Genomic DNA, 22024 nt, shown 5'->3' on the forward strand with positions numbered 1-22024 from the left:
CTGCGATTCGTCATCGCTCACTTCTCCTTTATCGTTCAGAAAGTTCGAGTAAAATACCACCTGTAGCTTTAGGGTGAACAAACGCTATTTTTGCTCCTCCTGCACCACACCTCGGTTTTTCATCAATAAGCCGAACCCCTTTTTCTTTCAATTCAGCCAAAGCTTCTTCTACGTTTTCTACTCTTAGAGCTATATGGTGAATTCCTTCGCCACGTTTTTCTATAAATTTAGCAATAGGGCTTTCATCTTCCGTCGGCTCTAAAAGTTCTATTTCCGTATCCTTAATAGGTAAAAAAGCCGTTTTAACCTTTTGATCTGTCACCTCTTCTATTCCTATACACTTAATTCCCAAGGTACTTTCCCATATCTTAAGCGACTCTTCAATACTTTTCACCGCAATACCAATGTGATCTACAACGGTGACTTTCATTGGACAGACCTCCTTTGTTAAACTTATAATCACTATAGATATTAATAACGCTTCAAATGACTTTATATATACTAATGCAACGTTACTAATCTTAACAAAGAAAACTCAAATTACCACTTTCCTCTCTCTAAAATCAAGGTTTTAAGGTACAATTCTTATAAGGTATTATTACGGGGACTTTTTAATAAAAAGAAAAGGGGGAAATCGTTCCGTGCATCTTATAACATGTAAGCTGTGTGGAAAGGTATTCACTTCCAATAGCGGGAAAATCTGCCCCCAGTGCCTTGAAGAGCTTGATGACCTCTATCCTCGCGTCAGAGAATTTTTGAGGGATCATGCCTCTCAAGAGTACAATGCTGAAGAACTTGCTGAAGAAGTTGGGGTAGATATTCGTTATATTCAAGCGCTCATCGATCTGAAATACATTGAACGTAATGTTAGCTCTGAGGAAGAAGAACAGGAAAAAAGAGAGCGACTTTTGAAAGAATTTCAAAAAAACCTAGACGAAGGGAAACGTCGCTCCACATCGACAGAGACAAGACGAACATATGGCCAGGAACGATACGGAGAAAAGGGAAGGAAACCTTAAGAAAAGAAGAAGCGGGGGTACCCCCGCTTCTCTAGAAAATTTCAAGGCCAGGACGATAAATAAGCACGGAACAATGAGCATAGCGAGCTACATTGGCAGCCGTGCTTCCTACTACAAGCCTTTCTATGGTGCTTTGCCCTCGGTACCCTATCACAATTAAGTTGTAATCTCCCTGCTTTGCAAAGTCGATAATAACATCAGAAGGGCTCCCTTCTTTCACCACCATATCAAAATCAACATTTGCAAGTTCTGGGAGCTTCTCCTTTGCCTTCTTGAAATAATATTCAAGTTTTTTCCTGGCTATCTCTGAGATCTCCATATCAATTTCAGGAGGCAACCATGGTTCATACCCTTTCCATAAGGTAGGGTGAGGCATAACGTGAATAAATGTCGCATGAACACCAAGACGGAGGGCTAAAGAACAACCATAAGCAAAAACTTCCTCCGAAACCTTGCTCAAATCCACAGCAACAAGTATTTTTTTCATATCTATCCCCCCCTTTAGGGTCGATAATGATAATATTATAAACGATATATGGGTACTATTTCCAATTATTTAAAAAGAGCTTGCATATGGAGGCAAAATGAATTTATTCTTTATGATTCTTTTTCTTGTGTTCTCTTTTTTTTGTGGCGTTTTTCTTGAACATGAAGCTCAAAACATAACTCAAAACGTGCGTCTTGAAGAAACTCTGGGAATTCAACATTTTTTTTCCCGGCCGTTGATTTCTGGAGGAATCTTTTTAATCATGATGACTGGGTTCTATTTAATTTGGCATTTTTCTTTCTCTCTTTTATTGGCCTTTTTAATAGGATCATGCCTTTTTTTCACCGCTCTCACCGATCTATATAGCGGATATGTATTTGATGTTATTCCTTTTCTCATGGTTCTTTCAGCTTTTGCAATACGTATTCTAGGAGGCAAGACGGCCTTCATCGACGGCATATTGGGAGCAGGTATAGGTGTAGGTATAATGGGAGCAATCCGATTGTTCAGCAAAGGGGGCGTCGGGCAAGGGGATATTAAGCTCATGGGAGGAGTTGGCATGGGATTAGGTACAAAGCTCACTCTCTGTTCTCTTTATATTGGATTTTTTTGCGGTGGACTCATTGCTTCGTTTTTACTTTTAGCCCGTAAAGTTCATAAAAAGCAACCGATCCCTTTTGTCCCCTTCCTTGCTCTGGGAGGAATCATTGCGCTTTTAGCCGCACCTATGTTAGAGCACATATTCGGACTTCATTTACCCTGGCCATGGGGAAATTGATATGGAGTTGAAAAGCGTTTGGCAATATGAGACGTCATCATCTGCAACGGTTTAATAGAAGGGATCCCATAAAGCTTTCTAAAAGAATGATCTGCCCCTGGAATAATAATGAACTCTTTATCCCGTACAGCAATAGCCCCGCAAAGGCGACGACATGCTCTCTCGCTGAAAGTCAAGTCTTCATCCCCATAGAAACAAACGGCCCATCCTCGGTCAATATGAGAAGCAGAATGAAGCAGTTTTTGCTGACTTCCTACTGTGTCCAAAATAGGAAGTTTAAATGCTTCTTTCGCTTTGTCGACTCTTATTCCGTCGCCACTTCCGGAAAGGATAAGGCCTGAAGGTTTCTTTTGTAAAAGAGGAGCATGCATATTCGAGCCTTGCAGCATCGATATGTACCCATCCCCTGCTATCATAACGGAATGAAGTCCCCCTAAGGAAAACCCCCAAAGATATATTTCTGCTTCAGGATGTCGCCTTTCCACAAATTGAAAAGCTGAACATGCATCGAAAAGATCCATTGCATATGTTTTTCCCGAAAAAGCTGCAATAGCCCATTGGTCTCTGTTTTCTCCGAAAGTCTCTCTATCGTGACGAATACGGCTCGTTTCTGTCAAATAAATAGAAATATCCAATGAAGAGAGCATATTCGCAAGGACAGCATATTTATTTCCTTCTTGAAGAGAAGCACATCCATGAACCCCATGAAAAAGGATCAACACTTGGCGAGATGGGACCTTCGACGGAACATAATTAAGGGAAACTTTTTTATCACCAAAGCTTCCTTCTACAAATAGAGTTTCTCTAGACATCACACACCTCTTTCGCCTCAATTAAAAGCAAGAGAAACATGCCTCATCACATTTGCTTTTTTACATCCTTTTAAGAAACCGGTATCAAAGCTCTCACCCTAAAAAAATCTCTATCGTTTTTTTATTATATATTATATTGTTTTTCTCTTCCTGATTTGACAAAGCCACTTTCTAGGGTCACAATGAAGATAATAAAGTACTGGGGGAGTCGGCGTAAACCGGCTGAGAGGAGACGAGAGGTCTCGACCCCTAGAACCTGATCCGGGTCATGCCGGCGAAGGGAAGTCTAGAGAAATATTCCGACAAGTTACTCCCTTCCTTCCTCCGGCAGACACACAAGGAGGAAAAATTCATGCGTACTAAAACTCGAGTATTGGTTGAAGGGGCCTTGGCAGTAGCCATGACTGTAGCTTTTTCTCATTTAAAGCTATGGCGAATGCCTCAAGGGGGATCGGTGACACTGGAAAATATCCCGTTGTTGCTTTTTGCGCTTCGTCACGGTGTTAAATGGGGAGTAGGAGCAGGGCTTGTAGCTGGATTAGTCCAACTTCTGCTTGGTGGATATGTGGTGCATCCAATTCAAGCTCTTCTCGACTATCCATTAGCTTTTGGGGTATTAGGTATTGCCGCACTTATACGTAAACCGCTGTGGGCTGGTTTAACGTTAGGAAGTTGTGGTCGCCTTATCTGTCACGTGCTTTCGGGAGTCGTTTTTTTCGGGAGTTATGCCCCTGAAGGAACAAATGTCTGGCTCTATTCAATCGTTTATAACAGCAGTTATATGGTACCTAATTTGGCGTTGAGCATTCTCGTGACCTATATGGTTTGGAAAAGGCTCTCACATATTAACCAGTGACAAATGCTTCGCATACAAAACCTGAATAAACGCTTTAACAACCTTTCTGTTATAGAAGGGGTCAATATGGTTTTGCCTCAAAAGAGTTTCTCTGTCCTCATCGGGCCATCAGGGTGCGGGAAAACTACTCTTTTTGACATATTGACAGGGATACTTCCTCGCGACAGTGGCTCTATAGAGTGGGAAGGGGAACAGCTTCCTCATCTTGGCACTAAAGCAGCCTATATGCAACAAAAAGACCTGCTCCTTCCCTGGCTCTCCCTCTTGGAAAATGCTCTGCTTCCCTCTATGCTCGCTGGCAAAAAGGGTCCTGCTGAACACCAGAGAGCCCATGAGCTTTTCTCGCACTTTGGGTTAGGGGGTTTTGAATCGTATCTTCCTCAATCTGTATCAGGAGGGATGAGACAAAGATGCGCTCTTATTCGAACCCTTATGTTCGAAAGGGAAATAGTTCTTTTAGACGAGCCTCTTTCTGCTCTGGATGCTATCACAAGACGTGGTCTCCAAACTTATTTAGCCATGCTCAAGAATCAATATGGGAAAACGGTATTGATGATATCTCACGATATAGATGAAGCCCTTGCTCTCGCCGATGACATTATTGTTCTCACTGCCAGCCCCATGAGAGTTCAAGATACTATTCACATATGTCGTCCTACTCTCTGTGATTCGATGGCACCATCTATGGAGACATTGAGATGTCGCATTCTCAATGAGTTGGAAGCAGGAGGAATACAATGAAAGGTCGAATCGCTTCATGTGTATTACTCTTCCTGCTAATAGGAATATGGGAGGTTCTCTGCAGAATTATCCAGATTCCTGTCTTTATACTTCCAGCCCCGTCGCGTATTGTCTCCGTAGCTATTTTTCAGGCTCCACTTTTAGCTCATCACGCACTAATCACGTGTTTCGAAATCCTTTTAGGAGTTGCCCTCTCAGTCATCGTGGCTATTCCCATGTCCATACTCATGTTTGCCTCACCTTTGGTGGAACAAGCTCTCTCCCCCCTCTTGATAGCTTCTCAAGCTATACCAGTCTTCGCTTTAGCGCCTTTATTGATAATTTGGCTAGGATACGGAATCTGGAGCAAAGTCTGTATGGCAGCCCTCATTATCTTCTTTCCTATAACTGTCAACTTGCTGGAAGGGTTTAAGAGTTGCGACTCAGACTACGATAAACTCTTTACCCTTATGGGAGCATCTTTTCCTAAAAGGCTTCGTTATCTCTACTGGCCCTGGGCTTTACCCTACTTTTTTGCCGGCCTTAAAGTAGGAGTTTCCGTTGCCACTATTGGCGCCGTTATTGGGGAATGGGTAGGGGCCCAAAGTGGGCTTGGCTATCTTATGATCCAATGGAATGCTCGCCTTCGGGTCGATATGGTTTTTGCTGCCATACTCTGGCTTACTATTATAGGGATATCCCTCTGGAGCATTGTTAGCTTTTTAAATAAAAAAGTTATTACGTGGAATCGATAAATTTTTAAGAAAGAAGGGACACATATGAAAAGGCAGATAACACCTATTTTTATTGTTTGTGCATGTCTTATGACTATAGTTTCTCCGCTATGGGGAGCAGAAAAGCTTTCCCTTATGCTTGATTGGTTCCCTAATATTGATCATCTCCCCCTTTTTGTTGCCCAAGAAAAAGGCATTTTTGATAAATACGGGCTCGATATATCTATCCTTTCTCCTGCAGAAACTGCAGATCCTCTTAAACTAGCTGCCTCTGGTCACGTAGATTTAGCTATAGCTTATGAACCTCAGGCTATCATGGCAGCATCAGAAGGAATACCTATAAAGGTTGTTGGACGACTTATTGGCCACCCTCTGTCTACTCTTCTTTTTATAGATGATAAAGATATAAGGGAACCATCAGATCTTGAAGGGAAGAATATCGGTTATACCGTCCCAGGAATGATGGATTTTCTTACAGATGGATTTGCCCGGAAAAATAACGTAAAAAACTACAAGCTCATCAATGTGGGGTTTTCCATCTTGCCTTCTCTCACCACAGGGAAAGTAGATGCCGTTATGGGGCCATATAAGAATTATGAAGTCGTAGAGCTGGAACAACATGGATACAAAGCAGGCTACTTCGAACTTGAAAAATACGGTATACCTGACTATGACGAACTCGTTTTCATCTCTGGAGAAAAAAACCTTCAAAATCGAGAAAAAGCTATTGCCACTTTTTGCCAGGCTCTTCAGGAAGCAATAGAGGAAACACGCAGAACTCCCCAAGAATCGTTGGACCTGTATTTAAAGGCTGTACCTGAAGCTGAAGAGAAACTAGAATTCGCTGCTCTAGAGAAAACTCTCCACCTCTTTGCAGAAAGCCAGTCTTTTGACAAAGAGAAGTGGCAAGAATTTGCTAATTTCGCCTTATCTATTGGAATGATCGGAAAGGAAGTGAACGTGTATGACATCCTGTGGAACAGAAAATAGTGCCCCCCTTACAACAACAGAAAGGCATATAAAAAAGCTCACTGTAGCAGGTCTTCTTGCTGCCGCAGGAGTACTGCTCTCTGGAGTATATATTCCCTTCGGACCCACTAAATGTTTTCCTTTTCAACATACTATTAACGCTTTTTCTGGCATATTGCTTGGTCCTTGGTGGGCTGCTTCCATTGCTTTTGTAACGAGCTTCATTCGAAATATGATGGGGACAGGAAGCCTTTTTGCCTTTCCAGGAAGCATTCCAGGCGCTCTAATGGTGGGTTTTACCTATCGCCTCTTCAAAAAAGATTGGGCAGCTTTAGCAGAGCCCTTGGGGACAGGACCTATAGGAGCCACTCTTTCGGCACTGGTCATAGGCCCTGCTATAGAAAAAACTCCAGCTCTGGGAGGACTCCAGATGGCCTTTCTCGCTAGCAGTATCCCTGGTGCTTTGTTGGGATATGGGCTTGTGGTTTTAACAAAACGAATGGGGCTATTTAAAAATTTCTATCTATAGGGAGAAACAACAGCAGAAAATGAAGTCTAACAAACAGTTAAGAAAACGTCTCTGTCTGTTAGGGGAAAATGAATTAAAATTGAAAGAGAGAGGGTGTTTTGAAACACCCTCTCTCTTCATTTCTTTTCTATTAAAGACATTATCTTTTGAGCCTCAGCCTGAATATTTGGGGCTCCTATTACTGCTGAAATAAGGGCCACCCCCTGAACTCCAGTCGTCATTATTTCGGGAATTTTATCTATAGTAATGCCTCCAATGGCTACCGCCGGAATGGGAACCTTTCTCATAATCTCTCGAATACGAGAGGGCCCCACCACCTTCGCATCCACTTTGCTTCCTGTAGGATAGGCCGCGCCTATGCCAATGTAGGAAGCACCCAGGGCCAGAGCCTGTTCCGCCTCTTCCTCCGTATGAGCTGAAACTCCCACTATAAAGGAGTCAGGAACAAAGGGTTTTACCGCTTCAAGGGGAAGATCGTCCTGACCGAGATGAACCCCATCTGCCCCAACTGCTAAAGCCACATCAACACGGTCATTAATAATGAGAGGGGTACCATAACAATGACATATTTTTCTAAGAGACTGCGCTACTTCAAAAAGACAACGTCCTTCCATTTCTTTATCTCGCAGTTGAATTAAGGTGGCACCTCCACGAAGAGCTGCTTCTGTCTGTTCTTCCAGAGAAAAAGGGGCTCCAATCTTTCTATCTGGAATGACATAAAGCTTCAGCATTTCCATTATGTTTTTCATAAACATCTCTCCTTACTCCCTTCCCATCGACTCTCTGCGTCGAAGAAATCGGGAGGAGATAGACGATATATCTCATCTATAAAAGCACAGCCAAAGGAACCGGGGCCTCGTACCCACTCTACTTTTTCTGCACGTTCCGAGGCTATGGAAACAGCTATAAGTCCAGTCAAACTGGCAAGAAGAGGATCTTTCGTTACAGCAGCACACCCAGCAATGATCGTTCCTACAGAACAACCACTGCCCGTTATCTCTGGCAACCAATGGCTTCCGCCCTTAACCGAAAAGGTATTTTCCCCATAAACGATAACATCTATCTCACCAGTAGCTACGGCAACTACATTATATTGTTCAGATATGCGAGAGAGCGCTTTTTTCACATCCCCTTGAGCTGCCCCCCCATCTATTCCTCGAATAACGCCCTCTTCCCCACCTAAAAGGCACATTTCTCCGCTATTGCCCTTCACTATAGAGACATGCCCACTCTCTAAAATACGATGGACAAAATCCCTTCGCACGTCAGTAGCCCCATAACCTACTGGATCAAGGATCAAAGCCTTATGCTCGGGAGTTTGAGATAAAGCAACAAGGACTGCTTCTGCCGCCATAAGGCTTTCTGATGTGGGCGTTCCCACGTTCATAAGAATGCTATCAGCTTGAGCTACAAAGCCCCCTGCTTCATCTCTACATAAAGACATGACTGGAGAAGCTCCGGAAGCCAAACAAACGTTAGCCTGAAGAGATGCTGCTACCATATTGCTCAGCTGGTAGACTAATGGTTTTTCCTTTTTTAGATCCGACCAGACAGACGCCAGTTCTGAAATCGAATACCCAGAATCACTCCGTATCATTCGAATCGACAACCCAAGAAGGCCTTACAGCATGACCTAAAGGTCCCCATCCATGACCTGGTTTAAAACTATGGCTTAAAGCCAGACGTAAATACTGTCGCCCTAAAGAAACAGCTTCGAGAAGGTCTCGTCCCGCAGCCAATTCCGCAGCAATAGCAGCGCTCAAAGTACAGCCTGTACCGTGCGTATTCTGGGTATTGATTCGAGAATCTTCAAAAACTGTAATCTTCCCTTCATTGAAAAGCACATCTACAACTGTCTCTCCCGCCTCATCTTCTTCCATATGACCACCCTTTACAAGCACTGCTTTGGGGCCAAGTCCTGCAATAATTCTGGCAGCTCTTTCCATATCCTCTTGAGTGTTGACATCTATACCGCTTAACTTGGCTGCTTCCGGCATATTGGGGGTTACAAGCAGGGCAAGTGGAAGAAGCTGCTCTTGCATGGCCGTAATTGCCTCTTCTGCAATAAGGGTCACCCCACTTTGAGAAATCATAACAGGATCAACTACAACGTTCGAAATTTGATAGTTTTTTAGAGCTTCACATGTTACACCAATAATCTCTTTTCGACTGAGCATCCCCGTCTTGACAGCGTTTACAGTAAAGTCAGAAAGAACCGCCTTCAACTGCGCCTCCACATTTTCCTCTGGAAGATTGAAGATATCGGTAACTGTAAGGCTATTTTGCGCCGTTACCGCTGTGATAACGGACATGCCAAAAACATGGAGAGCCGCAAAAGTTTTCAAATCTGCCTGAATTCCAGCTCCACCCCCTGAGTCGCTACCTGCAATAGTAAGTGCGTTACCACGATACAATACCAAAAAGAGCACCTCCCAAAAAATAAAAGAGGAGCCCCGCCTGCAACGGCGAACTCCTCCTTATAAAAGCTCCCTGCGCCAGCATTATCCGGATCAGGTGGTAAGGGTCGAAAGCACGCCGGCTTTCCTCTCAGCTCCATATGAGCTCCCCTGTATAAAAAGCATGCTTTTACCCTTTGCCTATACTCTCTCCTTCAATGGATCTCCCTCCTGTAAAGAGAGCCACTTTCCCCAATCAAAATGAAGCAACCCGCTCACGACATAAATAGAAATAGCCGCCAGAGGGGCTGAGGTATGGAGAGTTACAATAAGAGCCAAAGCAACAAAGCCTAAAAAGAAAAACTTTTTCTTATTGCTGTTCCCTTTACGAAGCCCCTTTAAATTCCCGTAAGGAACACTCGAAATCATAAGGACACCAGTAGTTACTGCCAAAGCCGCTGCCACATAAGAAGGAAGAGAAAAACCAGCAATCACAAAAGAAGCGAGAAAAAGACCTCCTGCTGGAATGGGAAGTCCCTGAAAAGGGCCAGGAACATGAACCACATTAAAACGAGCGAGTCGAAGAGCTCCGCAGAGAGCAAAAAAGCAAACAGCAAGCCCCCCCGTGACGCCTGCAAAGCCCTGAAGAGACGTAACATACATCAGAAACGCAGGTGCTACTCCGAAGCTCACAACATCAGCCAAGCTATCAAATTCCATTCCAAACTGGCTTCCGCCCCCAAGACTTCTGGCAACGCGTCCATCCATAAAATCGAAGAACACTGCAAAAAAAACCAACCACGCAGCTGGGACATATTTCCCGTGAAAAGAAAGAATCAGTGACAGCATGCCACAGAGTAAATTCCCACTCGTGACCATATTAGGGGCTATTTCGCGAAAAGAAAGATGCCGTTTTTTAATCATTTTCATTTTTCGCCGTCACTCCCAAAACAGATTTACCAGCCTTTACTTTCTGGCCGATATACACAGATGACTTTACACTCTTGGGCAGGTATACGTCAACTTTAGACCCTAACTTAATCATCCCGAAACGTTCTCCTCGATCTAAGTACTGCCCTTTTTCAAGACGACAAACAATGCGACGTGCCAGGAAACCGGCAATTTGAACTAAAAGCACTGGCCCTCGGTCTGTATGGAGACCAATATACATGCGCTCATTTTCTTCTGAAGCCTTCGGAGCGAAAGCCATCCACTTTTTACCAGGAACATATTCTAAGTACTCTACTGTTCCCTTTTGAGGTACCCTGTTTATATGTACATCTAAAGGGGACATAAAAATACCTATCTTTAAGGCCGATCCCGTATAGGGATGAAAAGCCTCTTCTACCTCCACTACTTTGCCATCTGCCGGAGACACCCATCCCTCTTTTTCTTCTGGAAGAATTCGTTCCGGGTCTCTATAAAACCACACCATCGAAGCCAGAACCCCTCCCATTATTCCAGCCATCCACGGAGATATCATAAAACTGGCTCCTGTTAAGAGAGCGGCAAAAATTATAGTGGGCCAACCGTCACGAGCGATCATATAGAAGTATCCCCATCTTCCGTAGTAGAAACAACACTCGCATCTGCTACTGTGTCTCCTTCGTCAAGTCTCACCATAATGCTTCCCATCGCGGTTCGACCTAAAACCGGCGTCTCTGCCACAGCAAGACGAATCATCCGACCGCGGCTAGTAATAGCAATAATCTCATCCTCTTCAGCGACGCTCCAACACCCTACAATGAGCCCTGTCTTTTCGGAGAGATTCATAACCTTAACGCCAAGGCCGCCCCGATGTCGAAGCATAAACTCGTCGTAGCGCGTACGTTTCCCAACACCCTTTTCACTCAAAAGCAAGGGCCAGCGATTATCAAAAACCCTATCGCAACCAATGACATAATCGCCTTTCGCAAGTCGGATGCCTCTCACGCCCCGAGCAGCTCTTCCCATCGGGCGAAACTCACTCTCTTCAACTCGAAGTGCCTGACCCTGAGCCGTAACAATCAGCAAATGATCTTCGCCGGAAGTAAGGACTATCTGGGCTATCTCATCTCCCTCATCCAACCCCAACACTCTTCGTCCTGCCCGTGTCAAGTTTTTGAGTTCACTGAGATCCAGACGTTTTGCCGTGCCTTTTTTAGTGATAAAGAAGGCATACTGCGCTCCTTCCACCGCACGTCCATGCATGGCCACTACACGTTCTCCCTCTTCAAGAGCAATAAAGCGGTTTACCATCTTCCCGCGCCCACTCTTCGACTCGGGAATCATATAGCCTCGAAGGGCAAAAACCCTCCCCATGGAGGTAAAAAGATAAATATCTTGATGGGTTTCTGTTACGGCCACTAAGGCTATTTCATCTTCTTCCTGAAGAGTCGCTCCCTTTCTGCCTTTCCCCCCCCGCCCTTGGAGGGAGTATTCTTCAAGATCTTTCCTTTTCAGGTATCCATCCTGAGAAAGAACTACAACAATGTCACTTTCAGGGATTAGATCCTCTAAAGAAAGCTCCTCGAATGCTTCGATAATTTCAGTCTTTCTTTCATCTCCAAAGCGCTTCTTAAGATCAAGAAGCTCTTCTTTTATCACTGAGTCAAGGATTTTAGGGTTCCCTAAAATAGACTGGAATCTCTCTATATCAGAAAGAAGCTGAGCTAACTCCGTTTCAAGTTTCTCTCGCTCTAACCCTGTAAGCCTCTGAAGGCGCATATCAAGAATTGCCTGAGCCTGAAGCTCTGAAAAACCTAGCTTTTCTATAAGTCCCTTCCTCGCCTCATCTGTAGTTTTAGAGCCCCTTATGAGAGCGATAACTTCATCAATAATATCAAGGGCCTTCACTAGGCCTTCCACGATATGTGCCCTGGCCTGAGCCTTTTCGAGACGGAATTGGGTTCTTCTTCTAACGACGTTGCGTCTATGATTAAGAAAAATAGAGAGCATTTCTATAATAGGAAGCTCCCGGGGATGCCCGTCTACTAAGGCTAGATTAATTACTCCGAAAGTACTCTGGAGCTGGGTCCGACGATAGAGCTGCCGCAAGACCAAGTTCGGGTCAGTATCTTTATTGATCTCCAAAACAATGCGAAGCCCTTCTCTGTCAGATTCATCCCGGATATCTGTTATCCCATCTATATGCTTATCCTGAACGTTCTTGGCGATAGTTTCGATGAGATTGGTCTTATTGACCATATAGGGGATCTCGGTAATTACTACAGATGTTTTTCCTCGTTTCCCTTCCTCCACCTCTGTTTTACCGCGCATGATCAGCTTGCCGCGCCCAGTCTGATAGGCTTCAATAATGCCTTCTCTCCCCAGAATAACTCCACCCGTAGGGAAGTCAGGGCCTGGCATACGAAGCAAAATTTCTCCAAGATCTACATTTCCCGGATCCGTGTCGATAAGATACTCAAGGGCATCTATAACTTCACTCAGATTATGAGGAGGGATGTTCGTTGCCATACCTACTGCTATTCCCGAGCTACCATTAATAAGCAAGTTGGGGAGCATGGCCGGCAAATAGAGGGGTTCCTGTAGGGATTCATCAAAATTTGGTCCCCAGTCTACCGTGTTTTCATCGATGTCCGCAAGCATAAGCTCTCCGATTTCATAAAGCCGCGCTTCAGTATATCGCATAGCAGCTGCTGGATCTCCATCGATGGAGCCAAAGTTACCCTGTCCATCCACAAGGCGATAGCGCATACTGAAATCCTGAGCCATACGCACCATGGTTTCATAAATAGCAGCGTCTCCATGGGGATGATACTTACCCATGGTTTCTCCAACCACACGAGCAGATTTCTTATACGATGAGGAATGGCGAAGGCCGAGTTCCATCATTGCATAAAGGATCCTTCTTTGAACAGGTTTAAGCCCGTCCCGGGCGTCAGGAAGAGCCCTCCCCACTATGACACTCATGGCATAATCAAGATAGCTATGTTTAATTTCTTCCACTAAGGGGAGAGGAATTACTTTCCCAAATAGGGGCTCACCTTTTCTCTCATCCATATACTTCTTACCTCCAAATAAAGTTCCTTTTAAAAGAGCTTATAAACATAAATGACAAACTATAACATTTTAACACGTCTCAACAGCATGGCGAAAAATCCTAAAGAAGAAGCTCTGCTCTTCTTTAGGATTTGCATGCCGAAAATTTACTTTTCGCCTCCCCAGCAATCTTTATAAACTGCATTATTATCTATTCCGTGATGAGGTGCTTTTTCTTCTGCTGGATATCCGAGGGCTGCGATTCCGATCACTTTTATATGAGCGGGCACCTTCAAAATAGGACAAACTCGCTCTTCCCGGGGATGTCGTCCCATAACTTTTAACCAGACACCCTCAAGACCTAATGCTCTGGCTGCTAATAACATGTTCTCCAACGCTGCCGCTCCATCTTCTATCCAAGCTGTATCCCCTTCCGGATAGAGAGACGTATCGGCGCAAACTGCAATAGCAAGGGGTGCTTCTGCCAACATTTTCCCTGAATCATGAGCAACCGACAACTGGTCTAATATTTCCCTTCTCTGTATCACTATAAATCGACACGGCCTCCTGTTATGAGCACTTGGAGCCGCAAAAGCACACTCAAGAAGGATATGGACAACGCCAGGCTCTGTAGGGGTCAATGTAAACTTACGAATGCTCCGACGGCCTAAAATATTTTGAATAACGGGATGCTCTCTTCTCTCCATAGTCAACCAACTCCTTTATCGATGATAAAAATGTCTACCACCGTTCCATATGCAAAGCGCCCTGATCTATCCCTTGATGAGGTTCCTTTTTTTCTTTACCATACCCCAAAACCGCAATACCCAACACTGCTATGTGATTGGGTATTGATAAAATTTTTCGAATAGATTCCTCCTTGCCAGGAGCATGACGAACACCAAGCCATACTCCATCAAGACCAATGGCATGGGCTGCAACGAGAATATTCTGCATGGCAGCGGAGCAATCCTCTTCCCAGTATCGATGAGCAAAATCACTTTTTTCGGGGTCTCCGCATACAACTATAGCCAAAGGAGCTTCAAAGAGCATTTTGCCGTAGGGATGATCCTCTGCCAGTCGATTAAGAAGCTCTCTGTCCGTTACTACCACGAAGTGACGAGCACGGCTATTAGCCGCACTGGGAGCCGCACATCCACATTCAACAAGAAGCTCTATTTTTTCTTTTTCTACCAGCCTCTCCTCAAAACGACGAATGCTTCGACGCCCCAAAATGGCACGAATCGTCTCGCTATCCCTGATTCTCATTCTATTTCACCACCCTCACTTCATCTACGCTTAAAAATCCCCCCATGCACCAAGCAAAAACTTCTCTCCCCACCAGTATACATCATGTTTTCTAAGATTATTTTTCAAAATTGTCATGCGCGATTTTCTCTCGCATAGGCTCATAATCACTGCGTAATGGATGGTATCGGCTACACCTTCTACGTCGTAAGGATTCACCAGAAGAGCTCCCTTTCTCATCTGACAAGCCGCCCCGGCAAATTCACTTAATATAAGGGATCCTCCATTACTGGAATGGCAAGCACAATATTCTTTACACACGAGATTCATGCCGTCTTTCAAAGAAGTAACGAGAGCCGTATCTGTAGCATGATATAAAGCTGCTAACTCCTCTTGGGAAACTGATGTATACTGATAAGTAATGGGGGTCCATATATCTGTAGAAAAACGCCTATTAACAACGCGAACCAGTTCTTCTATTTCTTCTCGGAGGTTCCGGTATTCGTATATGCCTTCTCGGCTAGGGACCAACACCTGTAAAAGCATAATTTTATCCTGCAACGTACTATATTTCTCAAGAGCCCGGGAAAATGCCCGAAGTTTTTCTGGAACACCTTTTGTGTAATCTAATCTATCGACGCCAAGAAAGAGGTGCCTTCCCCCTGCGGCCTGCCGAACTTTCAGAGCTCTATCTACAACTTTTTTTCTTTTACTTAAGTCGCAAAAAGCCTTATAGTCGATACTTGCTGGTAGATTGCCTATTTTCATTTGATGTATACCTGTATTAAGGGAAACAAGCATACCACGACCTTCTATATGACTCGACGGATAGAGAATCTTCATAGAATTGATAAAGTTCTTACGATCCCGGTGAGTTTGAAAACAAAGGAAAGTATATTGTTGTAATTCTTCCATTATCGCTACTCGCCATGGGAGTTTCATAAATACATCCGGAGGAGGGAACGGAATATGTAAAAAGAAAACACATTGCCGTTTAACCCCTATTTTCTTGAAACTTTCAGCTAAAGGAATAAGCTGATAATCATTGACCCATATAAGATCTTCAGGTCGAGTATTTTCAGCAACAATTTTAGCAAATTTATGATTAACTTGGAGGTACAACTCCCAAAAATGGGGGGAAAAAGAACATTTTGTCTCTAAATCATGGAAAAGGGGCCATAACACCGAATTGGAAAAACCGTGGTAATATCCTTCTATTTCCAGTTCTTCAAGCTGTACCCCTATTATCTGAAAACCAGATCGACGAGAGACTGGCTCTAAAATATACCGCAACTTCTCAGATCCGATCTCTTCTTTACAACCTGTCCAACCTATCCATAGACCCCCTCGGCTTCTCAATACTGGAGAAAGGGCTGTTACAAGCCCTCCAGCGCCAGGATCTACTACCCACTCTTCTCTGTTTTTCCTCAAAACAACGGGCAAACGGTTTGAAACTACAACCACGCGTTTCCCCACCCATTTATCCATAGCTAGCCCCCCTTCTCCTTGCCAGACAAGCACACCATCTGTTAAGGAAGCTCGTTACTTCGCCAGGTGGAGATAGCTGTACTAGGGCTTCTGTTTCCCTCTCCTCTGCTGTTACAAGAACAGAAAGCCCCTTCCCTCTCATTGCGGCAAAAGCTTTTGCATCGGAAACATCGTCTCCAAGATAAGCGGAGACGGAGCTCGGATGCTCCTCTAAAAGAGCTTTCACCACCACTCCTTTGTGGATATCTGGACCAGTAACTTCTATTCCTCCACAAAAAGGAGAAATAACGAGACGAAAGCGTCGGCATATACTTTCCCAACCTAGACAAATATTTTCAATCTGCCTCGCATAAAACCGACAGTCCCTTCCTCGCCAATGAAGAGCTACAGACATTTCTTTCTTTTCGATCCAATGCAAGATACCCTCTTGTTCAACTATTTTAACGGCCGTCTCTAAACCCTCTTTTTGAGAAGGATCAAGGGGTATCTGAAATACTGTACCATCAGGGAATACACGCTCTCTGCCATAATTTCCCCATATTTCAACTTTTCCTACAAGGCCAGAAAGTCTCCCTACGTCCCTCGCATCTCGCCCAGATATCAAAACGACGATGCCGCCAGCCTCCACTATGCGAGAAATACATGCTGTCATTCCAGGCCAAGGAAAGGCTTTCTCCCGTTCCATCACAAAAGGAGCTAAAGTACCATCATAGTCACTCATCAAAAGAGGAGGAGATGGACTTCTGCCCATGGAATCCCAAAATTGTTCAAAAATTTTTCCAATAGGTCCTTCCGGATGAGGATCAATGATCATTTTACCCCGGCACCCCTCCGAAATAGAACAGTATAATAGATGCAAAAATTGTAACATATAGAAAAGAGGAAAGGAGAGGACAAAATTGACAGGAAAAGGAGTAGTCATCCTTGTAGAAGATGGTTTTAACGATCTAGAGTACTGGTACCCTTTTTATCGACTCGTAGAGGAAGGGTACGCTCCTATAGCCGTAGCGCCTGTAGCTCCTCATCGCTATACAGGGAAATATGAAACTACTGTTGATGTTACATACACAGCCCAAACAATTATGGACAATATGCCCAAGGCTCTTGTAATACCTGGCGGATGGGCCCCTGATAAGCTGAGGATGTCAGCAGACATTGTTGCTCTTGTTCATGAAATTTATAAGGTCGGTGGTATTATTGCAAGCATTTGCCATGGAGGGAGCTTGCTCGTTTCCGCAGGAATACTCCAAGGGAAAAAAGTTACATCTTTTCCAAGCATCAAAGATGACATGAAGGCCGCTGGGGCCCAGTGGGTAGACGAACAGGTTGTTATTTCTGATCGAATCATCACAAGTAGAAAACCAGCAGATCTGCCTTTTTTCACAAAAGCCCTTCTTGAAATTTTACATAAAGGATAGCAACCTGGACGGGATTTTCTGACGATTTTTATAGCTTGAAAATTTTTTAATAATAGATATACTTATTGTTGATATAGATCCAACTTAACAAGTTGTTTTTGGATTAATCCTATTTCAGAAAATAAATAAGCTGCTTCGTCTATCGGCCTGACCGAAAGACACGGTCAGCATTGAAGATGAAATCCAGCAGGTGTTTCCCTCTTTGTAGGGGGAGATACCTGCTTTTTTGTTCTTGAAAAAAGGGGGATGAGAATTGATATAAATAATATATGGGGAGTTTTCAATATGGGATAAGAACGTGTTAAAGGAATGCCACGACTCTATGTGGGGCTCGCAAAGAAGAATAATCTATTAAGAGAAAGATCGGAGCGAGATATATGAAAATAACGTCTATTCAAACAGGAACCATGTCTCTCACGCTTAAAAAACCTTTTAAAACCGCTGTTCGTACTGTAGATTCTATTGCTGATGTAGTGATAAAGATAGAAACAGATTCTGACGTAGTAGGTTTTGGAGAAGCACCTCCTACCGGAAAGATTACGGGAGATACTAGCGGTGCTATTTTAGGTGCTATCGAGGACCATATTCGTCCTTCTCTTATAGGAAGAGACGGGGATGATCTTGAAGGGAACTTAAAGGTTTTACAAGAATCTATCGTCGGGAACACGAGCGCAAAAGCAGCGTTGGATATGGCACTTTTCGATATATGGGGAAAAAGCCTCAAAGCTCCACTATACCGACTTCTGGGAGGTCACAGAGAGTATATCGAAACTGATATTACAATAAGCGTAAACGATCCCGATGAAATGACAAAAGATGCTATTAATGCCGTGGATCTAGGGTATAGAGTTCTTAAAATTAAAGTAGGGAAAGAAACAGGAAAAGATTTCGAGCGCATACGAGCAATACGGGAAGCTGTAGGTTGTGAAGTTAAAGTACGTATTGATGCCAATCAAGGATGGCAGCCTTCAGAAGCAGTCCGCATCCTAAGAAGTATGGAAGATGCCGGTTTTGACATCGAACTTGTGGAACAACCTGTAAAAGCAGAAGATCTGGAGGGGATGGCTCATGTAACAGCGAATACGTGCATTCCTGTCGTAGCTGATGAAAGTATTTGGTCTCCCAAAGACGCTTTAGAAATATTCAGAAGCAAGGCTGCTGATATGGTTAATATTAAGCTGATGAAATGCGGCGGACTCGCCAATGCTATGAAAATTATCGCTATTTCGGAAATATTTGGTGCCGAAGTTATGCTGGGCAGTATGCTAGAAGGCCAGGTTAGCGCAAGTGCCGCAGTTCATCTCGCCCTTTCAAAATCAAATGTAACTCGTGTAGATATAGACGGTCCACTTTTATGTTCTTCTTTACTGAATCTTGGCGGAGCACACTTTGTAGGGCCTGTAATTACACCTGGCGAAGGGTTTGGGATAGGAGTCACTATCATTCCTGACATTGCGTGGAATTAATCAGGAACGTATTGTTTTCACTCGTTGGATTAAAAGGAGGTTATCATAATGGAAAATGGAAGTCTTTTAGGTCTTATTCCTCTTCTTGTATATATCGTATTGTGTTTCAGTCCTTTTGGTCAGATATTTGCCGTTTCGGCTGGTATTATTGTAGCAGCGATAATAGGACATCATGGGATTATGGACATTGCGCAAGGGATTCGAGGCGGACTCGGTTCCTTCCTAGGGTATATTGGACTCATAATTTTACTTGGCGGCGGATTGGGGCATGTTCTAAAAAGAACGGGGGTTGTGAAAGAACTTGTACATATGGTTACGCGAAGGATGAATGTCAACTCCCCCCGAAAAGCCTTTTTAGTCACCATGGTCTGTTCCGTTTTTATTGTCAGCCTTCTTGGAACTCTCGCAGGCGGAAACGCTATTTTAGCCCCTATCCTTATTCCTATCGCAGCTTCTGTTGGAGTTACACCTAGCGCTATGGCTGTTTTGCTTCATGGAGCAGGCGCTTCCGGGCTTTTTCTTGGACCTTTCACTCCACCGATGGTAGCTCTCATGGAGTTTACCGGGCTTTCTTACCCCCAGGTTCTCGTAAATGCAGGCTTGCCAATTTCCATTATCATGTGGATTGTTACGTTCTTTTGGGCATCGAAAGTTCAAAAAAAGACCTTCGGGAAGGTTCGATACACAGAGGAAGACATGGAAAAAACTTCCTCTCATGATTTAGGATCAAATTCTCATGTAAAGCAGGCAACTGTCGCCTTCCTCGTTACAATGCTCTGTACAGTAGGATATGGAATTTATATAGAAGGAGGGTCTACTTTTGTAGTGGCTGTCATGATCCTCGCTTCTCTTTTAACAGGCATTGCTGGCCGTCTCAAAATAACAGAAATTATAGAATCTGTATGCGAAGGGGCCAGGGGCCTCATTTGGCTTTTCTTCTTCTTTGTTCTTTTGGACCCCTTTATCACTTTTATTTCAGACACTGGCGCCTTCCAAGCTCTTGCAACCATGTTGGAACCTTTGGTCAATCGAAGCGGCACTGTCGGTTTTATAACGTTGTCAACACTCGTAGGCATATTTGGCGTTCCTGGCGCGGCTGTGGCTCAGGCTGAGGTTATCAACAAAATGTTTGCTCCCTTAGTTCAATCGTTGAATATCCCCATGACATTGTGGGTAGTAGTCCTTCTCGTCGGCTCGCAAATGACATCTTTTGCAGTGCCGGAAGGAGATATGCAGGGGCAGATGGGCCTTGCCAGATCCGATGATCTTAAATCCGTGCTTTGCAATGGATGGCTCATCGTTCTTTGTACCGTTATTTATGTCGTTATTCGAGCCATTATCGTGGCGATGTAAAATGACCTGGCAAGAGAAAGTACAGAAAACACTTGCGCCCGCATCCTTCAAGGGAACTGCCGGAGTTGTAATAAAAGACGTGCAGGGCAAAGTTAAAATGTCTGTAAATGGAGGCGAGGTATTCCCTTCAGCGAGTCTCATCAAGTTACCTGTGCTCTGGACCCTTTTTATGGCGGCTCATTCCGGAAAGTTATCTCTTGACGACACACTTATGCTTAAAAACAAAGATAAAGTCGATGGGGGGATACTCCATAAATATAGAGAAGGAGCTCTGTTGCGACTTGAAGACCTCGCTCTCTTAATGATATCTGTGAGCGACAACACTGCTGCAAATCTTGTGATTGACCGACTGGGAAAAGACAGGATCAACAATGAGATAAAAGACCTCGGTCTGCATAAAACGATCTTAGGCAGAAAAATGCTTGATTTTGAAGCGAAAAAGGAAGGGAAAGACAACTACACAACCCCAGAAGACATGGCTTCTCTCTTGGAAATAATGCTGACATCCCCAAAACTTCCAGCGTCATTGAGGGAAAGAATGCTTGAACTCATGACCCTTCAGAAATTGAACTCCAAGCTTCCTTCATTAATTCCCTTCAACGATGTGGACGACATTGAAGGTTTCCTTGCTCATAAAACAGGAGAGCTTCCTGGATCTGAGCATGATGCAGGAATTTTTTTCCATGGAACAGAAACACCTGTCATCGTAACGATCCTCACTAAAGATCTCTCCAGCCGAATGATGGGGGTAGAGTTATGCTCCAAAATAGGACTTATTATTTTCGAGCATTTCGGGAAAGGGAATGGTACCTTCTCATACGTACAATAAAGCGTAGTTCAGACATTTTTCCACGAAAAATATTGAATATATCAATAGATTCACTAAAGTAACTACACAAAAAATCCAGCGAGAGGACTGTCTCGAAACGCTTCTCGCTGGATTTTTATATTCACAGTAGCTCCCTTGGCTAAGACTCAACCATGTTCTTATCAGAAATCCACCCCCATGGCTCGAATAAGCCATGGGTATGTGTCTTTCATCAAAGAAGGGTTGAAAGCAAAAATAACAAAAAGCCCCATAGCCATAGCAGAGTGAACAATAGATAGGAAGCCTCGATATTCCTCTCTTCTGGCAACCACACCTAAAGCTCCTTCACAAATAAGAAAGGCCAAAAGATAACAGATCCATTTTTTAATATCTGGTGATTGTACAAAGCGAAGAGTTCTCAATACCGAATAAGCAGACCATGTAGAGAGCACATACATTTGGACGAAGGTAAGAACAATCTTAATGGAAAAAGCAATAACCTTTGGAAAAAGAGCAGAGTTCCCCCTTCCCTCTTCTAATCTCTCAAGGGAGGCATAGAGATTCGCCACTTGGGGAACAACATAACGAGCATACGTACTGGATAAAACCCAAGCCCAAAGAACAAAAGGTACGGCAAACTTCATATAGAGCACCTACACTCCACCCCCTCTAATAAAAAGCCTACATATATTCTACATCTATTCAAGGGAATCTCCGATATATAAAAAGGCGGGATTTCCTTGGGAGGTGAATATAGATGGATATAGTCAACGCAGTACAAAGTGTAAAAGCCCAAGAAGTTTGTCAAAACATACTTATGGCTACCCAAACCTACACGCTTAAAAACGTAGCGGAGCTTCAGGAGAAAATGATGGCCCAGCTCTTTGAGAGCATGGGCCTCGGTCAAAACCTGAATGTGAAAGCCTAAAGGAATATTCCCGCCTCCCCGGCTCTTTGGTGTT

General features: G+C 43.9%; 26 protein-coding genes and 2 riboswitches. Of the genes, 12 read left to right on the plus strand and 14 right to left on the minus strand.

Going from position 1 to position 22024, the window contains the following annotated elements; translation table 11 throughout:
- Nucleotides 1–28 precede the first annotated feature (28 nt).
- On the minus strand, nucleotides 29–430 hold the full coding sequence (gene mce / locus B3L97_RS01890; protein WP_024822932.1) for a methylmalonyl-CoA epimerase: 402 nt from the start codon (nucleotides 428–430) through the stop codon (nucleotides 29–31).
- 211 nt (nucleotides 431–641) lie between these two features.
- Between mce and B3L97_RS01895 the strand changes: the two genes are divergently transcribed.
- Entirely contained in the window at nucleotides 642–1019 is a 378-nt protein-coding gene (locus B3L97_RS01895; protein WP_286846132.1) for a hypothetical protein, read from the plus strand.
- Nucleotides 1020–1050: 31 nt separating this feature from the next.
- Here the strand turns inward: B3L97_RS01895 and B3L97_RS01900 are convergent, their stop codons facing one another.
- Nucleotides 1051–1506: a universal stress protein gene (locus B3L97_RS01900; RefSeq protein WP_286846133.1), complete on the minus strand. Its 456-nt coding sequence runs from the start codon at nucleotides 1504–1506 to the stop codon at nucleotides 1051–1053.
- A gap of 97 nt (nucleotides 1507–1603) precedes the next feature.
- Between B3L97_RS01900 and B3L97_RS01905 the strand changes: the two genes are divergently transcribed.
- Nucleotides 1604–2284, plus strand: coding sequence for a prepilin peptidase (locus B3L97_RS01905; protein WP_286933389.1), 681 nt, complete (start codon nucleotides 1604–1606; stop codon nucleotides 2282–2284).
- On the opposite strand, the gene B3L97_RS01910 is transcribed toward B3L97_RS01905, so the two are convergent.
- On the minus strand, nucleotides 2257–3096 hold the full coding sequence (locus tag B3L97_RS01910; protein ID WP_286933390.1) for an alpha/beta hydrolase: 840 nt from the start codon (nucleotides 3094–3096) through the stop codon (nucleotides 2257–2259). The genes B3L97_RS01905 and B3L97_RS01910 overlap by 28 nt on opposite strands.
- Nucleotides 3097–3287: 191 nt before the next feature.
- Nucleotides 3288–3396: riboswitch (TPP riboswitch) on the plus strand.
- Between the two features lie 52 nt (nucleotides 3397–3448).
- Between B3L97_RS01910 and thiT the strand changes: the two genes are divergently transcribed.
- The 5 genes from thiT (at nucleotide 3449) to thiW (ending at nucleotide 6904) form a co-directional block, all read left to right on the plus strand.
- Nucleotides 3449–3952: an energy-coupled thiamine transporter ThiT gene (thiT, locus tag B3L97_RS01915; RefSeq protein WP_286933405.1), complete on the plus strand. Its 504-nt coding sequence runs from the start codon at nucleotides 3449–3451 to the stop codon at nucleotides 3950–3952.
- A 66-nt stretch (nucleotides 3953–4018) separates the two neighbouring features.
- Nucleotides 4019–4693, plus strand: a complete 675-nt coding sequence (locus B3L97_RS01920) for an ATP-binding cassette domain-containing protein (RefSeq protein ID WP_286933407.1) — start codon at nucleotides 4019–4021, stop codon at nucleotides 4691–4693.
- Nucleotides 4690–5427, plus strand: a complete 738-nt coding sequence (locus B3L97_RS01925) for an ABC transporter permease (RefSeq protein WP_286933417.1) — start codon at nucleotides 4690–4692, stop codon at nucleotides 5425–5427. Before B3L97_RS01920 ends, B3L97_RS01925 begins: the two co-directional genes overlap by 4 nt.
- Before the next feature lie 24 nt (nucleotides 5428–5451).
- On the plus strand, nucleotides 5452–6396 hold the full coding sequence (locus B3L97_RS01930) for an ABC transporter substrate-binding protein (protein ID WP_286933420.1): 945 nt from the start codon (nucleotides 5452–5454) through the stop codon (nucleotides 6394–6396).
- Nucleotides 6371–6904 (plus strand): energy coupling factor transporter S component ThiW, encoded by a 534-nt coding sequence (gene thiW, locus B3L97_RS01935; RefSeq protein ID WP_286933422.1) that lies wholly within the window; start codon nucleotides 6371–6373, stop codon nucleotides 6902–6904. Before B3L97_RS01930 ends, thiW begins: the two co-directional genes overlap by 26 nt.
- A 116-nt stretch (nucleotides 6905–7020) precedes the next feature.
- Here the strand turns inward: thiW and thiE are convergent, their stop codons facing one another.
- The 10 genes from thiE to otsB all read right to left on the minus strand — a co-directional run bounded on the left by thiE (nucleotide 7021) and on the right by otsB (nucleotide 16831).
- Nucleotides 7021–7653 (minus strand): thiamine phosphate synthase, encoded by a 633-nt coding sequence (gene thiE, locus B3L97_RS01940; protein ID WP_286933427.1) that lies wholly within the window; start codon nucleotides 7651–7653, stop codon nucleotides 7021–7023.
- Nucleotides 7650–8501 carry a hydroxyethylthiazole kinase gene (gene thiM, locus B3L97_RS01945; RefSeq protein WP_286933430.1) on the minus strand — a complete coding sequence of 284 codons (852 nt, stop codon included), beginning with the start codon at nucleotides 8499–8501 and terminating at the stop codon, nucleotides 7650–7652. Before thiM ends, thiE begins: the two co-directional genes overlap by 4 nt.
- On the minus strand, nucleotides 8488–9333 hold the full coding sequence (gene thiD / locus B3L97_RS01950; RefSeq protein WP_414631804.1) for a bifunctional hydroxymethylpyrimidine kinase/phosphomethylpyrimidine kinase: 846 nt from the start codon (nucleotides 9331–9333) through the stop codon (nucleotides 8488–8490). The genes thiM and thiD overlap by 14 nt, the downstream gene beginning before the upstream one ends.
- 41 nt (nucleotides 9334–9374) lie before the next feature.
- Nucleotides 9375–9483, minus strand: a riboswitch (TPP riboswitch).
- A gap of 18 nt (nucleotides 9484–9501) precedes the next feature.
- The gene (gene pssA / locus B3L97_RS01955; RefSeq protein ID WP_286933432.1) at nucleotides 9502–10230 is read right to left on the minus strand and encodes a CDP-diacylglycerol--serine O-phosphatidyltransferase; all 729 of its coding nucleotides are present in this window, start codon (nucleotides 10228–10230) and stop codon (nucleotides 9502–9504) included.
- Nucleotides 10217–10846 (minus strand): phosphatidylserine decarboxylase family protein, encoded by a 630-nt coding sequence (locus B3L97_RS01960; RefSeq protein ID WP_286933436.1) that lies wholly within the window; start codon nucleotides 10844–10846, stop codon nucleotides 10217–10219. Before B3L97_RS01960 ends, pssA begins: the two co-directional genes overlap by 14 nt.
- The gene (gene gyrA / locus B3L97_RS01965) at nucleotides 10843–13302 is read right to left on the minus strand and encodes a DNA gyrase subunit A (protein ID WP_286933441.1); all 2460 of its coding nucleotides are present in this window, start codon (nucleotides 13300–13302) and stop codon (nucleotides 10843–10845) included. The genes B3L97_RS01960 and gyrA overlap by 4 nt, the downstream gene beginning before the upstream one ends.
- A 146-nt stretch (nucleotides 13303–13448) precedes the next feature.
- The gene (locus tag B3L97_RS01970) at nucleotides 13449–13988 is read right to left on the minus strand and encodes a nitroreductase family protein (protein WP_286846151.1); all 540 of its coding nucleotides are present in this window, start codon (nucleotides 13986–13988) and stop codon (nucleotides 13449–13451) included.
- A 34-nt stretch (nucleotides 13989–14022) separates the two neighbouring features.
- Nucleotides 14023–14550, minus strand: a complete 528-nt coding sequence (locus B3L97_RS01975) for a nitroreductase family protein (protein ID WP_286846152.1) — start codon at nucleotides 14548–14550, stop codon at nucleotides 14023–14025.
- A gap of 30 nt (nucleotides 14551–14580) precedes the next feature.
- Nucleotides 14581–16017, minus strand: coding sequence for an alpha,alpha-trehalose-phosphate synthase (UDP-forming) (locus B3L97_RS01980; protein ID WP_286933450.1), 1437 nt, complete (start codon nucleotides 16015–16017; stop codon nucleotides 14581–14583).
- A complete protein-coding gene (gene otsB, locus B3L97_RS01985; protein WP_286933457.1) occupies nucleotides 16010–16831 on the minus strand; it encodes a trehalose-phosphatase in 822 nt (273 codons plus the stop codon). The genes B3L97_RS01980 and otsB overlap by 8 nt, the downstream gene beginning before the upstream one ends.
- A gap of 85 nt (nucleotides 16832–16916) precedes the next feature.
- On the opposite strand from otsB, the gene B3L97_RS01990 reads away from it, so the two are divergent.
- From B3L97_RS01990 to B3L97_RS02005, 4 genes are all read left to right on the plus strand, one after another.
- Nucleotides 16917–17435 (plus strand): type 1 glutamine amidotransferase domain-containing protein, encoded by a 519-nt coding sequence (locus B3L97_RS01990; protein ID WP_286846156.1) that lies wholly within the window; start codon nucleotides 16917–16919, stop codon nucleotides 17433–17435.
- 377 nt (nucleotides 17436–17812) lie between these two features.
- Nucleotides 17813–18901, plus strand: coding sequence for a mandelate racemase/muconate lactonizing enzyme family protein (locus B3L97_RS01995; RefSeq protein WP_286933459.1), 1089 nt, complete (start codon nucleotides 17813–17815; stop codon nucleotides 18899–18901).
- 48 nt (nucleotides 18902–18949) lie between these two features.
- A complete protein-coding gene (locus B3L97_RS02000) occupies nucleotides 18950–20254 on the plus strand; it encodes a Na+/H+ antiporter NhaC family protein (protein WP_286933470.1) in 1305 nt (434 codons plus the stop codon).
- A gap of 1 nt (nucleotide 20255) precedes the next feature.
- Nucleotides 20256–21083: a serine hydrolase gene (locus B3L97_RS02005; RefSeq protein ID WP_286933472.1), complete on the plus strand. Its 828-nt coding sequence runs from the start codon at nucleotides 20256–20258 to the stop codon at nucleotides 21081–21083.
- A gap of 161 nt (nucleotides 21084–21244) precedes the next feature.
- Here the strand turns inward: B3L97_RS02005 and B3L97_RS02010 are convergent, their stop codons facing one another.
- Entirely contained in the window at nucleotides 21245–21715 is a 471-nt protein-coding gene (locus tag B3L97_RS02010; RefSeq protein WP_286933473.1) for a hypothetical protein, read from the minus strand.
- A 104-nt stretch (nucleotides 21716–21819) separates the two neighbouring features.
- Here B3L97_RS02010 and B3L97_RS02015 point away from each other — a divergent pair, with 104 nt between their 5' ends.
- Nucleotides 21820–21990, plus strand: a complete 171-nt coding sequence (locus B3L97_RS02015; protein WP_286846162.1) for a hypothetical protein — start codon at nucleotides 21820–21822, stop codon at nucleotides 21988–21990.
- The last annotated feature ends 34 nt before the right edge of the window (nucleotides 21991–22024 follow it).

It is taken from the genome of Aminobacterium sp. UBA4834, from assembly GCF_002400205.1.
GTDB classification, from domain to species: domain Bacteria; phylum Synergistota; class Synergistia; order Synergistales; family Aminobacteriaceae; genus Aminobacterium; species Aminobacterium mobile.

Excerpts from the sequence above, each read along its gene's own strand:
- B3L97_RS02005 (WP_286933472.1), top strand. The coding sequence starts at position 20,256 with ATGACCTGGCAAGAGAAAGTACAGAAAACACTTGCGCCCGCATCCTTC.
- B3L97_RS01920 (WP_286933407.1), top strand. The coding sequence starts at position 4,019 with ATGGTTTTGCCTCAAAAGAGTTTCTCTGTCCTCATCGGGCCATCAGGG.
- B3L97_RS01925 (WP_286933417.1), top strand. The coding sequence starts at position 4,690 with ATGAAAGGTCGAATCGCTTCATGTGTATTACTCTTCCTGCTAATAGGA.
- thiW (WP_286933422.1), top strand. The coding sequence starts at position 6,371 with ATGACATCCTGTGGAACAGAAAATAGTGCCCCCCTTACAACAACAGAA.
- thiM (WP_286933430.1), bottom strand. The coding sequence starts at position 8,501 with ATGATACGGAGTGATTCTGGGTATTCGATTTCAGAACTGGCGTCTGTC.
- B3L97_RS01995 (WP_286933459.1), top strand. The coding sequence starts at position 17,813 with ATGAAAATAACGTCTATTCAAACAGGAACCATGTCTCTCACGCTTAAA.
- B3L97_RS01975 (WP_286846152.1), bottom strand. The coding sequence starts at position 14,550 with ATGAGAATCAGGGATAGCGAGACGATTCGTGCCATTTTGGGGCGTCGA.
- mce (WP_024822932.1), bottom strand. The coding sequence starts at position 430 with ATGAAAGTCACCGTTGTAGATCACATTGGTATTGCGGTGAAAAGTATT.
- B3L97_RS01970 (WP_286846151.1), bottom strand. The coding sequence starts at position 13,988 with ATGGAGAGAAGAGAGCATCCCGTTATTCAAAATATTTTAGGCCGTCGG.
- B3L97_RS01900 (WP_286846133.1), bottom strand. The coding sequence starts at position 1,506 with ATGAAAAAAATACTTGTTGCTGTGGATTTGAGCAAGGTTTCGGAGGAA.
- B3L97_RS01980 (WP_286933450.1), bottom strand. The coding sequence starts at position 16,017 with ATGGATAAATGGGTGGGGAAACGCGTGGTTGTAGTTTCAAACCGTTTG.
- thiE (WP_286933427.1), bottom strand. The coding sequence starts at position 7,653 with ATGAAAAACATAATGGAAATGCTGAAGCTTTATGTCATTCCAGATAGA.
- B3L97_RS01910 (WP_286933390.1), bottom strand. The coding sequence starts at position 3,096 with ATGTCTAGAGAAACTCTATTTGTAGAAGGAAGCTTTGGTGATAAAAAA.
- B3L97_RS01960 (WP_286933436.1), bottom strand. The coding sequence starts at position 10,846 with ATGATCGCTCGTGACGGTTGGCCCACTATAATTTTTGCCGCTCTCTTA.
- pssA (WP_286933432.1), bottom strand. The coding sequence starts at position 10,230 with ATGAAAATGATTAAAAAACGGCATCTTTCTTTTCGCGAAATAGCCCCT.
- thiT (WP_286933405.1), top strand. The coding sequence starts at position 3,449 with ATGCGTACTAAAACTCGAGTATTGGTTGAAGGGGCCTTGGCAGTAGCC.
- B3L97_RS02015 (WP_286846162.1), top strand. The coding sequence starts at position 21,820 with ATGGATATAGTCAACGCAGTACAAAGTGTAAAAGCCCAAGAAGTTTGT.
- otsB (WP_286933457.1), bottom strand. The coding sequence starts at position 16,831 with ATGATCATTGATCCTCATCCGGAAGGACCTATTGGAAAAATTTTTGAA.
- gyrA (WP_286933441.1), bottom strand. The coding sequence starts at position 13,302 with ATGGATGAGAGAAAAGGTGAGCCCCTATTTGGGAAAGTAATTCCTCTC.
- B3L97_RS01930 (WP_286933420.1), top strand. The coding sequence starts at position 5,452 with ATGAAAAGGCAGATAACACCTATTTTTATTGTTTGTGCATGTCTTATG.
- B3L97_RS01905 (WP_286933389.1), top strand. The coding sequence starts at position 1,604 with ATGAATTTATTCTTTATGATTCTTTTTCTTGTGTTCTCTTTTTTTTGT.
- B3L97_RS02000 (WP_286933470.1), top strand. The coding sequence starts at position 18,950 with ATGGAAAATGGAAGTCTTTTAGGTCTTATTCCTCTTCTTGTATATATC.